Raw genomic sequence first — 13740 nt, 5'->3', positions numbered from 1 at the left:
GCACCTAGGGTCGTCGGCGTGACCGAACCGACCGACCAGACGGCCGCGCCCGTGCTGCTGCTCGCCTCCGCCTCCCCCGCCCGGCTCGCCACGCTGCGCAGCGCCGGCCTCGACCCGCTCGTGCTGGTGTCGGGCGTCGACGAGGAGCGCGCGCTCGACGGCTACCCCGACCTCGCGCCCGACGAGGTGCCGCTGCTGCTGGCCCGGGCGAAGGCGTCGGCGGTCGCCACGCTGCTCGAGTCGGACGACGCACCCGCCGACGTGCCGGACGACGTCCTGGTGCTGGGCTGCGACTCGGTGCTCGAGCTCGACGGCGAGGTGCACGGCAAGCCGGCCGACGCGGCCGAGGCCGTCGCGCGCTGGCAGCGGATGCGCGGCCGCAGCGGCGTGCTGCACACCGGGCACTGGGTGGTCGACCTGCGCGACGGGTCGGCGGGCGGCACCGGCGCCACGATCGGCGCGGTGTCGTCGACCACCGTGCACTTCGCCGACGTGAGCGACGCCGAGATCGAGGCGTACGTCGCCACCGGCGAGCCCCTCGCCGTGGCCGGCGCGTTCACCACCGACGGGCTCGGCGGGGCGTTCGTGCGCGGCATCGAGGGCGACCACCACACCGTCGTCGGCGTCAGCCTGCCGCTGCTGCGCGACCTGCTCGCCGAGTGCGGCGTCGCGTGGACGTCGCTGTGGGGCCCGCGCGGCTGAGCTCGTCGAGCAGGGTGTGACGCAGTCGTGGCCGCCGGACGGCCCAGGGTGCGCGCCAGAACTTGACGACGGCCAGCGCCAGCAGGTTAGGTGAGGCTCACCTGCTGAGGCTTGCCTCACCACTCCGTCTGCTGGAGCCGTCCGTGCTGCCCACCTTCGTCATCGGCCTGCGCGAGGGCCTCGAGGCCTCGCTCATCGTCGGGATCGTCGCGGCCTTCCTCGTCTCGCAGGGCCGCCGCGACGCCCTGCGCCAGGTCGGCGTCGGCGTCGGCGCGGCCGTCGTGCTCTGCCTGGGCTTCGGCGTCGTGCTCGCGCTGCTCGAGCAGAGCCTGCCGCAGCGCCAGCAGGAGCAGCTCGAGACCGTCGTCGGCGTCGTCGCGCTCGGCATGGTCACCTGGATGGTGCTCTGGATGCGCCGCCACTCGCGCGGGCTGAAGGGCGAGCTCGAGGGCGCCGCCCGGGCCGCGCTGGCGCGCAACTCCACGCGGGCGCTCGTCGTCATGGCGTTCCTCGCCGTGCTGCGCGAGGGCTTCGAGACGGCGGTCTTCCTCGTCGCGGTGTTCACCGCCAGCACCTCCCCCGCGCAGGCCGGCAGCGGCGTCGTGCTCGGCCTGGCCGTGGCGATCGCCCTCGGGTACGCGGTCTACCGCGGCGGCGTGCGCATCAACCTCAGCCGCTTCTTCACCGCCACCGGCGTGGTGCTCGTCGTCGTCGCCGGCGGCCTGCTCATGACCGCCGTGCACACCGCCCACGAGGCCGGCTGGGTGAACGTCGGCCAGCAGACCGCGTTCGACGCCAGCGCGCTGGTGTCGCCCGGCACGCCGCAGGCCGCGCTGGTCACCGGGGTGCTCGGCCTGCAGCCGCAGCCGACGGTGATCGAGGTGGCCGCGTGGGCGGTCTACGTCGCCGTGATGCTGGCGGTCGTGCTCTGGCCGAAGCGCCGCCGCCCCGCCCCAGCACCGCTCGTGCGCGCCCACGCCGGCGCCACCTCCTGACCCCACGCGCCACGGCGCCACCTGCAGCACTCCGAAGGGACCACCCGTGCACCGCCCCCGCCTCGCCGTCCTCACGGCGCTCGCGCTCAGCCCGCTCGTCCTGTCCGCCTGCGGGTCGGACGACGCGTCGTCCGCGGGTGCGGCGTCCGGCGCCACCGTCGTGAAGATCAGCGTCACCGACGACGGCTGCGTGCCCAGCCCGGCCACCGCGGCCGCCGGGCCGCTCGAGTTCCAGGTGGTGAACACCGGGGCCAACCGGGTGACCGAGGCCGAGGTGCTGCAGGACGGCAAGATCCTGGGCGAGAAGGAGAACCTCACGCCGGGCCTCAGCGGCTCGTTCACGCTGCGCCTGACCGCCGGCGACTACGTGGTGGCCTGCCCAAACGCCGCCACCGACCAGTCCGCGTTCCAGGTGACTGGTGCGGCCGCCAGCACCACGGCGAACGCCGACCTGTCGAAGTCGGTCGAGACCTACCAGGCCTACCTGGAGAACCAGGCGAAGGGCCTGACCGCCTCGACCACGAAGTTCGTGGCCGCGGTGCAGGCCGGCGACGTGCAGCGGGCCAAGGCGCTCTTCGCCCCGACCCGCGCGTACTACGAGCGCATCGAGCCGGTGGCCGAGAGCTTCGGCGACCTCGACCCGCAGATCGACGCCCGCGAGAACGACGTCGCCGACACCGACACCTGGACGGGGTTCCACCGCATCGAGAAGGCGCTCTGGCAGGCCGGCTCGACGAAGGGCCTCGACGACGTCGCCGACCAGCTGCTCGCCGACGTGAAGGACCTGCAGACGAAGGTCGGCGAGGTGCAGCTCGCGCCCGAGCAGATCGCGAACGGCGCCGTCGGCCTGCTCGACGAGGTCGCCAAGAGCAAGATCACCGGCGAGGAGGACCGCTACTCGCACACCGACCTGTGGGACTTCGCGGCCAACGTCGCCGGTGCCCGCGAGGCCGTCGACGTGCTCGCACCCACGCTGCGGCAGAACGACCCGGCCCTGCTGAAGACGCTCGACGGCCAGTTCACCGACGTCCTGAAGTCCCTGTCGCAGTACCAGACCGGTGAGGGCTACGAGGACTACTCCGCGGTCACGGCCGACCAGCGCCGGCAGATGACGCAGGAGGTCAACGCGCTCGCCGAGTCGCTGAGCAAGGTGGCCGGCGTCCTGGTGAAGGCGGCGTCCTGACCGAGCAGCGCGGTCGCCTGTCCCGCCGGGGGTTCCTCGGCGGGATCGGTGCCGTGGGCGCGGGCGCGGCGGGGGTCGCCGCGGTCGACGCAGCCGCGGCCCACCCGGCCGCCGCGCCGTCGTCCACGGTGGCCGGCCCGCTCGGCGCGGCCGGGGGCGGCGCCGACGTCACCAGCGCGGCGGCGCGCGTCGACTTCCACGGCCCGCACCAGGCCGGCATCGACACCCCCTCGCAGGACCGGCTGGCGTTCGCCGCGTTCGACGTGGTGACCGACGACGCGGAAGAGCTGCGCCGGGTGCTGACCGAGTGGTCGCAGGCCGCCGTCGCGATGACCCGCGGCGTGCGCGTGCCCGGCGACTCGGTGACGCCCGCGCTGCCGCCGGCCGACACCGGCGAGGCGGTCGGGCTGCCGGCGTCCGCGCTGACGGTGACCGTCGGGTTCGGGCCCGACCTGTTCGACCACCGCTTCGGGCTCGCGGCGAAGCGTCCCTCCCGGCTCGCGCCGCTGCCCGCGCTGCCCGGCGACGAGCTGCAGCCGCAGCGCACCGGCGGCGACCTGGCGATCCAGGCCTGCTCGCACGACCCGCAGGTCGCCTTCCACGCCATCCGCAACCTGGCCCGCATCGGCAGCGGCGTGGTGGCCCTGCGCTGGACGCAGCTGGGCTTCGGTCGCACGTCGTCGACCACCCGCGCGCAGGCCACCCCGCGCAACCTCATGGGGTTCAAGGACGGCACCCGCAACATCAAGGCCGAGGACACCGACCTGATGGCCGACCACGTGTGGGTCGGCGACGACGAGCCGCAGGCCTGGATGCACGGCGGCAGCTACCTGGTGGCCCGGCGCATCCGGATGCTCATCGAGTCGTGGGACCGCGCCGTGCTGCAGGAGCAGGAGACCGTGATCGGGCGGCACAAGGCGTCCGGCGCCCCGCTCGCGGCGTCCGACGAGTTCGACGAGCTGCCGCTCGACGCGAAGGGCGCCGACGGCCAGCCGGTCGTCCCGGTCGACGCGCACGTGCGGCTCGCCTCCCCGCAGGCCAACGGCGGCCTGCAGATCCTGCGCCGCGGGTTCTCGTACACCGACGGCATCGACGAGGGCGGCCTGCTCGACGCCGGACTGTTCTTCATCAGCTTCCAGCGCGACCCCGAGCACTTCATTACCCTGCAGCGCCGGCTCGGCACGCACGACGCGCTGAACGAGTACATCAAGCACGTCGGCAGCGGCGTGTGGGCGGTGCCCCCGGGCCTGCCCGACGACACCCGCACCTGGGCCGACCACCTCTTCGCCTAGACCGGGGGGACGCCGCGGCGCCGGCTGGTGAAGGCCCGGTCGCGGCGCGCGGCGTACCGGAACCGGTGCAGCAGCTCGGCCCGCAGGTCCTCGGGCTCGACCACGCCGTCGAGCACCAGGTCGCTGACGAGGCGCTCGAGGTCGACGTCCTGCTCGTACTCCGCGCGCCGGTCGGCGACGAACGCGGCCCGCTCGTCGGGGTCGGCGATCGCCTCGATCTTGTTGGCGTACACCGCGTTCACGGCCGCCTCGGGTCCCATGACGGCGATCCGGGCGGTGGGCAGCGCGAGGCAGGCGTCGGGGCCGAAGCCGGGGCCGGCCATCGCGTACAGCCCGGCGCCGTAGGCCTTGCGCACCACGACGGAGATCTGCGGCACGGTCGCCTCCGACACCGCGCTCACCATCTTGGCGCCGTGCCGGATGATGCCGCCGCGCTCGACGTCCGACCCGATCATGAAGCCGGGCACGTCGGCCAGGTAGAGCAGCGGGACGTTGAACGCGTCGCACCACCAGATGAACCGGGCCGCCTTGTCGGCGCTGTCGGCGAAGAGCACGCCGCCCTTCACCGCGCTGTTGTTGGCGACCACGCCGACCGTGCGGCCGTCCATCCGCCCGAAGCCGGTGACCAGCTCGGCCGCGAACAGCGGCTTCACCTCGAAGAACGAGTCCTCGTCCAGCAGCCCGTCGAGCACCTCGTGGACGTCGAACGGCTGGCTCTCGACCTCGGGCACCACGCTCGCGTCGAGCGGCGTCAGCGGCGGCTCGGGCACGTAGGTCGGCGGCTCGTCGCGCCAGGTCGAGGGCAGGTACGACAGCAGCAGCCGAGCCTGCTCGATGGCGTCGGCGTCGTCGCTCGCGAGCAGGTCGCCGCAGCCGCTGACGGTGCAGTGCATGCGGGCGCCGCCCATCTCCTCGAGCGACACCTTCTCGCCGACGACCATCTCGGCCATCCGCGGGCTGCCGAGGTACATCGACGCGTTGCCCTCCACCATGATCACGCAGTCGGTGAACGCCGGGATGTACGCGCCGCCGGCCGCCGAGGGGCCGAACAGGCAGCAGATCTGCGGCACCCGACCCGACAGCGCGACCTGGTTGTGGAAGATCCGCCCGGCGCCGCGGCGCCCGGGGAACAGGTCGACCTGGTCGGTGATCCGGGCACCGGCCGAGTCGACGAACCAGAAGACCGGCAGCTCCTCGCGCAGCGCGTGCTCGGTGGCGCGGACGATCTTCTCGACGGTGCGGGCGCCCCACGAGCCGGCCTTCACGGTCGGGTCGTTCGCCACGACCATCGCCGGCCGGCCGTCGACGGTGCCGCGTCCGGTGACGACGCCGTCGGCGGGCAGCCGGTCGGCCAGGGCGTTGGCGTAGCGGCCGTCCTCGACGAAGCTGCCGTCGTCGAACAGCAGCGCGATGCGCTCGCGCACCGGCAGCTTGTGCTGCGACGCCAGCTTCGCGGCGCCGCGCTCGTCGGGCCGCTCGGACGCCTCGCGGGCGGCCTGCAGCCGCGCGCGGACGTCGGCGACCTTCGGGTCGACCGCGTACCGCGGGGCGCGTGCGAGGGCGGTCACGACGGCAGGCCCAGACCGCGGGCGATCACCATGCGCTGCACCTCGCTGGTGCCCTCGCCGATCTCGAGGATCTTGGCGTCGCGGTAGAAGCGCGCGACGGGGTACTCCTCCATGAACCCGTTGCCGCCGAACACCTGCGTGGCGGTGCGGGTGGCGCTCACAGCGGCCTCGGTGGAGTAGAGCTTCGCGATCGCCGCGGCCTGCTTCACCTCGGCGGTGCTGCGCCGCCCCTGCGAGTGCAGGTCCTTCAGCCAGGCCGCCTTGTACGTCAGCATGCGCGCGGCCTCGGTGGCGACGGCGAGGTCGGCGACCTGGAACGACACGCCCTGGTTGACGCCGATCGGGCGGCCGAACGCGAGCCGGCTCGACGCATACGACGTGCACGCCTCCAGGCAGGCCTGCGCGAGACCGACCGCGAGCGCCGAGATGGCGATGCGCCCGTCGTCCAGCGTGGCGAGGAACTGCTTGAACCCCTGCCCGCGGGCACCGAGCAGGTTGCCCTCGGGCACGTGCACGTCGGTGAACGACAGGCCGTGCGTGTCGCTGGCGTGCCAGCCGAGCTTGTCGTACGGCGGCGCGACGTCGAACCCGGGCGTGCCGGACGGCACCATGATCGCGCTGATCTCGGCGCGGCCGCGCTCGTCCGTGCCGGTGCGCGCGGTGACGGTGACGACGCTCGTCAGGTCGCTGCCGCTGTTGGTGATGAACGACTTCGCGCCGTCGACGACCCACTCGCCGTCGTCGAGCCGGGCCTTCGTACGGGTGGCGCCGGCGTCCGACCCGGCGTCCGGCTCGGTGAGGCCGAAGGCGGCGAGCGCCCGGCCGGCGACGAGGTCGGGCAGCCAGCGCTGCTTCTGCTCGTCCGAGCCGAAGGTGAGGATCGGGTTGATGCCGAGGCCGACGCCGGCCGAGAGCGTGATGCCGACCGACTGGTCGATCCGGCCGAGCTCCTCGATGGCGACGCAGAGCGACGTGAAGTCCGCCCCGGCGCCGCCGTACTCCTCCGGCACCACGAGCCCGAACAGGCCGAGGTCGCCCATCTGCGGCACGAGGTGCGCCGGGAAGTGGTGCTCGCGGTCCCACTGCGCCGCGTGCGGTGCGACCTGCTCCTCGGCGAAGTCGCGGACCACCTGCCGGAAGTCCTCGTGGTCCTTGCTCAGCTCGAAGCCGGTCATGGCGTGCCTCCGTCGGCAGGGGTGCGCGGGTCTCGCGACTTGACGTTGACGTCAACGTAAAGCAGGGTCGGGGTCGTGGCAAGCGAGCGCACGTGGACGATCGCGGAGGTGGCCGAGGACCTCGGCGTCACCCACCGCACCGTGCGCTACTACGAGGACGTCGGCCTGGTCTCCCCCGAGCGGCGCGGCACCGTGCGCGTCTACCGGGCCCGCGACCGCATCCGGCTGCAGCTGGTGCTGCGCGGCAAGCGGCTCGGGTTCCCGCTCGACGAGATCCGCACCATCGTCGACATGTACGACCAGACCCCGGGTGAGGCGGGCCAGCTGCGCTACCTGCTCGACCAGGTGGGCGAGCGGCGGGCCGAGCTGACCCAGCGGCTGCACGACGTGCGGTCGGCGCTGGCCGAGCTGGCCGACCTCGAGCGCCGCTGCCGCGAGGACCTCGAGGCGCTGCAGCCACCCGAGACCCACGACGGCGCGAGCGCCGGCGCGCGCTAGAGTCGCGGCCGGTCAGGAGCAGGAGAGTCGATGACGACAGTGACGACGGCGGAGGCGGACGCGATGGCAGGCGGGCACGGCACGGTCACCAAGGTGCTCATCGCGAACCGCGGTGAGATCGCGGTGCGCATCGCCCGGGCGTGCGCGGACGACGGCGTCGCGTCGGTCGCCGTCTACGCCGACCCCGACCGCGACGGCCTGCACGTGAAGGTCGCCGACGAGGCCTACGCGCTCGGCGGCTCGACCCCGGCCGACTCCTACCTCGACGTCGCGAAGCTGCTCGACGTCGCCGCCCGCTCGGGCGCCGACGCGGTGCACCCCGGCTACGGCTTCCTCGCCGAGAACGCCGGCTTCGCGCAGGCCGTGCTCGACGCCGGGCTGACCTGGATCGGCCCGAGCCCCGCGGCGATCGACGCCCTGGGCGACAAGGTGAAGGCGCGGCACATCGCCGAGCGCGCCGGCGCGCCGCTGGTGGCCGGCACGAAGGACCCGGTGTCGGGCGCCGACGAGGTGCTGGCGTTCGCCGACGAGCACGGGCTGCCGGTCGCGATCAAGGCGGCGTACGGCGGCGGCGGCCGCGGCCTCAAGGTGGCCCGCACCCGCGAGGAGATCCCCGAGCTGTACGAGTCGGCGGTGCGCGAGGCGGTGTCGGCGTTCGGCCGCGGCGAGTGCTTCGTCGAGCAGTACCTCGACCACCCGCGGCACGTCGAGACCCAGTGCCTCGCCGACACCCAGGGCAACGTCGTCGTGGTGTCGACCCGCGACTGCTCGCTGCAGCGGCGCCACCAGAAGCTCGTCGAGGAGGCGCCCGCGCCGTTCCTCAGCGACGAGCAGGTCGCCGAGCTCTACCGCAGCTCGAAGGCGATCCTGCGCGAGGCCGACTACACCGGCGCCGGCACCTGCGAGTTCCTCGTGGCCACCGACGGCCGCATCTCGTTCCTCGAGGTGAACACCCGCCTGCAGGTCGAGCACTGCGTGTCGGAGGAGGTCTCGGGTCTCGACCTGGTGCGCGAGCAGCTGCGGATCGCGCGCGGCGAGGCCCTCGGCTACGACGACCCCGAGCTGCGCGGCCACTCGATCGAGTTCCGCATCAACGCCGAGGACGGCGGCCGCGGGTTCCTGCCCGCCCCCGGCACCGCCACGGTCTTCGACCCGCCCAGCGGGCCCGGCGTCCGGCTCGACTCGGGCGTGGTGGCCGGCGACACGGTGGCCGGCGCGTTCGACTCGATGCTCGCCAAGCTCGTCGTCACCGGCGCCACCCGGCAGCAGGCGCTCGAGCGCTCGCGCCGTGCGCTCGACGCGTTCGTCGTCGAGGGCATGCCGACCGTCATCCCGTTCCACCGCGTCGTCGTGCGCGACCCGGCGTTCGCGCCGTCCGACCCCACGACGCCGTTCACGGTGCACACCCGCTGGATCGAGACCGAGTTCGACAACCAGATCGCGCCGTACGGCGGGCCCGTGGGCGAGGCGGCCGAGTCCGGCGAGCGCGAGACGGTCGTCGTCGAGGTCGGCGGCAAGCGGCTCGAGGTCGTGCTGCCGGCCGGACTCGGCGTCGGCTCGGGCGGCGGCGGCTCGACCGCGCGCGCCCGCGCCCCCAAGCGCTCGGCCCGCGGCGCCTCGGCGGCGGTGGCCGGCGGCGACGCCCTCACCGCCCCGATGCAGGGCACGATCGTGAAGATCGCCGTCGAGGAGGGCCAGGTCGTCGAGGCCGGCGAGCTCGTCGTGGTGCTCGAGGCCATGAAGATGGAGCAGCCCATCACCGCGCACAAGGCCGGCACCGTCACCGGCCTCGCCGCCGAGATCGGCCAGACCGTCACCAGCGGCGCCGTCCTGCTCGAGCTCAAGGACTGACCCGACGGCGCGACAGCCCGGGCCGTCGGGTGGTCGGTGCCGCGGTCCGACGACAGCAGTTCCGTCGTCGGAGTGCGGTGCCGACCGCGGGACGTGGAGCCCGGGCGCGGAGCGCCGTCAGAAGGCTCTGGTGTGGAGCTGGCGGGCTGCTTCGGCGATGGAGCCGGACATCGACGGGTAGACCGTGAAGCTGGCCGCGACCTGGTCGACGGTGAGCTTGGTCTGCACGGCGAGCGCGATCGAGAACACCAGCTCGGACGCGCGGGGGGCGACGACGACGCCGCCCATGACGATGCCGGTGCCGGCGCGGGCGAAGAGCTTCACGAACCCGTCGTGCACGTTCTGCATCTTGGCTCGCGCGTTGGTGGCGAGCGGCAGCATGACGGTCTCGGCGGCGATGCCGGCCTGCTCGAGCGCGGGGCCCGACCAGCCGACGGTGGCGATCTCGGGGTCGGTGAAGATGTTGGCCGCCACGGCGCGCAGGTTGAGCGGCTGCACGGCGTCGCCGAGCGAGTGGAACATCGCGATGCGGCCCTGCATGGCGGCGACCGACGCGAGCGGCAGCACGCCGGTGCAGTCGCCGGCCGCGTAGACGCCGCGGGCGCTGGTGCGCGACACGCCGTCGACCTGCACGTGCCCGGACGGCGTGAGCGCGACGCCCGACTCCTCGAGCCCGATCCCCGCGGTGTTGGGCACCGAGCCGACGGCCATCACGGCGTGCGAGCCCTCGACGCGGCGCCCGTCGGTGAGCTCGACGACCACGCCGTCGCCGGTGCGGGTGACGGAGGCCGCGCGCGAGCGGTTCAACACGGTCATGCCGCGGCGGCGGAACACGTCCTCGATCACCTGGGCGGCGTCGGCGTCCTCGCCGGGCAGCACGCGGTCGCGGGAGCTGACCAGGGTGACGGCGCTGCCGAGGCCGAGGTAGGCGTGCGCGAGCTCGGCGCCGGTGACGCCGGAGCCGACGACCACGACGTGCTCGGGCAGGTCGGGCAGGTCGTAGAGCTGCTGCCAGGTGAGGATGCGCTCGCCGTCGGGCTGCGCGGTGTCGAGCTCGCGGGGCCGGGCGCCGGTGGCGAGCAGCACGACGTCGGCGTCGAGGGTCTCCTGCCCGCCGTCGAGCAGGTCGGCGACGACGCGCTGCGGGCCATCCAGCCGGCCGGTGCCGCGCAGTATGCGGACGCCGTGCCGCTCGAGCCCGCTGGCGACGTCGTCGCTCTGGGCGCGGGCCAGCGACTTGACCCGCTCGTTGACGGTCGGCAGGTCGGCGCGGGCGATCTCACCCGGCTCGGGCGAGCCGGCCAGCTGCACCCCGAGGCCCTTGGCGGCGAAGAACCGGCTCATGAAGTCGGCGGTCGAGATGAGCGTCTTGCTCGGCACGCAGTCGGTGAGCACGGCCGCGCCGCCCAGCCCGTCGCGGTCGACGACAGCGACCTCGGCGCCGAGCTGCGCCGCCACGAGGGCGCTCTCGTACCCGCCCGGACCCCCGCCGACCACCACCACGCGTGCGCTCACGAACCCATCCAACCAGGCGGGTCCGACGTCCGATGAGTCCTGCCGCGGTCCGCGGTCCGACCTCGTGACACCCGACGCGACCCCAGGAGCCCGCCGTGACCGCGACCTACACCTTCGACGTCTTCTGCAGCCTCGACGGGTTCGCCGCCGCGGGCGGGGACTGGACGGGCTACTGGGGCAAGCAGGGACCCGAGCTGCTGGCGCACCGGCTGGCGCAGTACGAGGCGGAGCAGCGGCTGGTGCTGGGCGCCATCACGTTCCGGCAGTTCACGCAGATGCTCGCCGACAGCACCGAGGACTCCGACGTCCGCGACCCGTGGGTGACGGCGATGCGTGCGCTGCCGACCACCGTGCTGTCGACCACCCTGTTCGAGCCGCTCGACTGGCCGGACGCGACCGTGGTGGACGACGACCCGGTCGACGCCGTCCGGCGGCTGAAGGAGGAGTCACCGGTGCCGCTGCGCTCGCACGGCAGCCTCCTGCTGAACCGCGCGCTGCTGGCCGCCGGCCTGGTCGACCGCCTGCAGGTCACGGTGTTCCCGGTCGTCACCGGCCGCACCGGGCAGCAGCCGGTCTTCGAGGGCGCGGAGGACCTCGACCTCGAGCTGCTGGAGCAGCACGTCCTCGACGGGCGCACGCTCGAGCTCACCTACCGGCCGACCCTGCACCGACCCGCCTGAGGCGGCTCGCGACGACCGCCCACTAGCCTCGCCCCCATGGCCCTGTACGCCGCCTACGGCACCAACCTGGACGCGAGCCGCATGCTGCGCCTGGCGCCGCACTCGCCCACCCGCGGCACCGGGTGGCTCTCGGGGTGGCGGCTGACGTTCGCCGGCGAGGACATCGGCTGGGACGGCCCGAAGGCGACGATCGTCGAGGACCCGACGAGCCAGGTGTACGTCGCGCTGTACGACGTGACGCCGGCCGACGAGGAGACGATGGACGAGTTCGAGCGCGCGGTGCTCGGCGGCGCCACGAAGATCCGCCTGCGCGTGCACACGCTGGACGGCGACCCGCTGGCCTGGGTGTACGTGATGGACGCCTACGAGGGCGGGCTGCCCACCGCGAGCTACCTCGGCGAGCTGGCCGAGGCCGCCGAGGTGGCCGGCGCCCCCGACGACTACGTGGCCGACCTGCGCGCGCGCCCCTGCCGCTCGGACGGCTAGCGCGGGGAGGTTCGGTGCGCATCCGGCGATTCGCCCGCACCGAGACGGTGCGAACCGGTAGAAACGCAACGAGCACCACCGAGGACGTGCCCGACCCGTGCGCCTCCGTCACCCGAGAGGCACCCCGGATGCGCAGGATCGTCGCGGCCGTCGCCGCGCTCGTCGTCGCGGCTGGCACGGCCGCGCTGGCCGTCCCCGCCCAGGCCGCGCCCGTCGCACCCGCGGCCGCGACGTCCGCCCGGGCGGCGACCGCCGCGCTCGACGGGCCCACCCGCCCGCGCATCCGCTGGAAGCGCTGCACCAACGGGCTCGAGGCGTACGGCGCGCAGTGCGGCACGTTGAAGGTGCCGCTCGACCACGCGAAGCCGTACGGCACGCAGATCACCCTGGCGCTGTCGCGCATCAAGCACACGGTCACGACGTCCCGCTACCAGGGCGTGATGCTGACCAACCCCGGTGGCCCCGGCGGGTCGGGCCAGACGCTGTCGGTGCTCGGCTCCTACGTGCCGCACCACGTCGGCGACGCCTACGACTGGATCGGCTTCGACCCGCGCGGCGTGGGCAGCAGCCGGCCCGCCCTGCGCTGCAAGGCCTCGTACTTCCGCACGAACCGCCCCGACTACGTGACGACCACGACGAAGCTGCAGACCGCGTGGCTGTCGCGCACCGAGCGGTACGCGCAGGCGTGCGGCGACCGCGGCGGCGCCCTGCTGCGGCACCTGCGCAGCATCGACACGGTGCGCGACATGGAGAGCATCCGCGTCGCCCTCGGCGTCCAGAAGATCAGCTACTACGGCTTCTCGTACGGCACCTACCTCGGCCAGCTGTACGCCACCCGCTACCCGCAGCGGGTGCGCCGCATGGTGCTCGACGGCGTGGTCGACCCGAAGCGGGTCTGGTACCAGGCGAACCTCGACCAGGACCCTGCCTTCGAGCACGCCATCCGGGTCTGGTTCGCGTGGGTCGCGCGCTACGACTCGGTCTACCGCCTGGGGAAGACCGAGGCCGCCGTCCGAAAGCGCTGGTACGCCGAGCAGGACGCGCTGCGGCGCAGGCCCGCGGGCGGAGACATCGGGCCCGCCGAGTGGACCGACCTGTTCGTCTCGGCCGCCTACTACCAGAGCACCTGGACCGACGAGGCCGCGCTGTTCGCCTCGTGGGTGCACGACCGCGACGTCGACGTGCTGCGGTACACGTACCAGACCTCCGACGACTACGGCGACGACAACGGCTTCGCGGTCTACAACGCCGTGCAGTGCACCGACGCCAAGGCACCCACGAAGTGGCGCACCTGGCGCACCGACGCCAAGCGGGTCGCCGCGAGGTCTCCGTTCCTGACCTACAGCAACCTGTGGTTCAACGCGCCCTGCCACTCCTGGCCGGTGCGGGCCGGCACGCCGAGCAAGGTCGACGGACGCCGGGCGCCCAAGATCCTCCTGGTGAACCAGACCGGTGACGCGGCGACGCCGTACGCCGGGGCCAAGGTCGTGCGCCGGCTGTTCCCCCGCTCGGTGCTGCTCGCCGAGCCGGGCGGCACCACGCACGCCGGCTCGCTCGGCGGCAACCGGTGCACCGACGACGTCGTCGCGCGCTACCTCAAGACGGGCGCCACCGTGCGGCGGCACCGCGGCACGGGCGCCGACGTGACCTGCGCGCCGCTGCCGAAGCCCACGCCGAGCCGGGTGCAGGTGACCGAGCTCGGCCGCTCGGCCCGCACCCCCGCCCCGGCGTCCGACCCGTTCTCGTTGCAGGCCGTGCTGCAGGCGGCGCAGCTCCCCCGCTGACCCCCTGCACG

At 73.9% G+C, this 13740-nt stretch carries 12 protein-coding genes; 9 read left to right on the top strand and 3 right to left on the bottom strand.

Going from position 1 to position 13740, the window contains the following annotated elements; genetic code table 11:
- The first annotated feature begins 18 nt into the window (after positions 1-18).
- The 4 genes from ACYVI6_RS07015 (at position 19) to efeB (ending at position 4172) form a co-directional block, all read left to right on the top strand.
- Positions 19-702: a Maf family protein gene (locus ACYVI6_RS07015; RefSeq protein ID WP_284289981.1), complete on the top strand. Its 684-nt coding sequence runs from the start codon at positions 19-21 to the stop codon at positions 700-702.
- 143 nt (positions 703-845) lie between these two features.
- Positions 846-1697, top strand: a complete 852-nt coding sequence (efeU, locus tag ACYVI6_RS07010) for an iron uptake transporter permease EfeU (protein WP_460445681.1) — start codon at positions 846-848, stop codon at positions 1695-1697.
- Between the two features lie 46 nt (positions 1698-1743).
- The gene (efeO, locus tag ACYVI6_RS07005) at positions 1744-2880 is read left to right on the top strand and encodes an iron uptake system protein EfeO (RefSeq protein WP_460445680.1); all 1137 of its coding nucleotides are present in this window, start codon (positions 1744-1746) and stop codon (positions 2878-2880) included.
- On the top strand, positions 2877-4172 hold the full coding sequence (gene efeB, locus ACYVI6_RS07000; RefSeq protein WP_460445697.1) for an iron uptake transporter deferrochelatase/peroxidase subunit: 1296 nt from the start codon (positions 2877-2879) through the stop codon (positions 4170-4172). The genes efeO and efeB overlap by 4 nt, the downstream gene beginning before the upstream one ends.
- Here efeB and ACYVI6_RS06995 read toward each other — a convergent pair.
- Positions 4169-5740 (bottom strand): acyl-CoA carboxylase subunit beta, encoded by a 1572-nt coding sequence (locus ACYVI6_RS06995; protein WP_460445679.1) that lies wholly within the window; start codon positions 5738-5740, stop codon positions 4169-4171. The genes efeB and ACYVI6_RS06995 overlap by 4 nt on opposite strands.
- On the bottom strand, positions 5737-6915 hold the full coding sequence (locus ACYVI6_RS06990; protein WP_460445678.1) for an acyl-CoA dehydrogenase family protein: 1179 nt from the start codon (positions 6913-6915) through the stop codon (positions 5737-5739). The genes ACYVI6_RS06995 and ACYVI6_RS06990 overlap by 4 nt, the downstream gene beginning before the upstream one ends.
- 75 nt (positions 6916-6990) lie before the next feature.
- On the opposite strand from ACYVI6_RS06990, the gene ACYVI6_RS06985 reads away from it, so the two are divergent.
- Positions 6991-7413 carry a MerR family transcriptional regulator gene (locus ACYVI6_RS06985; RefSeq protein WP_460445677.1) on the top strand — a complete coding sequence of 141 codons (423 nt, stop codon included), beginning with the start codon at positions 6991-6993 and terminating at the stop codon, positions 7411-7413.
- A gap of 30 nt (positions 7414-7443) precedes the next feature.
- On the top strand, positions 7444-9264 hold the full coding sequence (locus tag ACYVI6_RS06980) for an acetyl/propionyl/methylcrotonyl-CoA carboxylase subunit alpha (protein ID WP_460445676.1): 1821 nt from the start codon (positions 7444-7446) through the stop codon (positions 9262-9264).
- A 117-nt stretch (positions 9265-9381) separates the two neighbouring features.
- On the opposite strand, the gene ACYVI6_RS06975 is transcribed toward ACYVI6_RS06980, so the two are convergent.
- A complete protein-coding gene (locus tag ACYVI6_RS06975; RefSeq protein WP_460445675.1) occupies positions 9382-10779 on the bottom strand; it encodes an NAD(P)H-quinone dehydrogenase in 1398 nt (465 codons plus the stop codon).
- Positions 10780-10874: 95 nt separating this feature from the next.
- On the opposite strand from ACYVI6_RS06975, the gene ACYVI6_RS06970 reads away from it, so the two are divergent.
- The 3 genes from ACYVI6_RS06970 (at position 10875) to ACYVI6_RS06960 (ending at position 13729) form a co-directional block, all read left to right on the top strand.
- Complete coding sequence (locus tag ACYVI6_RS06970) at positions 10875-11459, top strand: dihydrofolate reductase family protein (protein WP_460445674.1); 585 nt, start codon at positions 10875-10877, stop codon at positions 11457-11459.
- 36 nt (positions 11460-11495) lie between these two features.
- The gene (locus ACYVI6_RS06965) at positions 11496-11945 is read left to right on the top strand and encodes a gamma-glutamylcyclotransferase (protein WP_460445673.1); all 450 of its coding nucleotides are present in this window, start codon (positions 11496-11498) and stop codon (positions 11943-11945) included.
- 128 nt (positions 11946-12073) lie between these two features.
- Positions 12074-13729, top strand: a complete 1656-nt coding sequence (locus tag ACYVI6_RS06960) for an alpha/beta hydrolase (RefSeq protein ID WP_460445672.1) — start codon at positions 12074-12076, stop codon at positions 13727-13729.
- Positions 13730-13740 lie beyond the last annotated feature (11 nt).

Source organism: Angustibacter aerolatus, assembly GCF_054776675.1.
The sequence above is the reverse complement of the archived record's forward strand: the minus strand, read 5'-3'. Positions and strand labels throughout refer to the sequence as shown.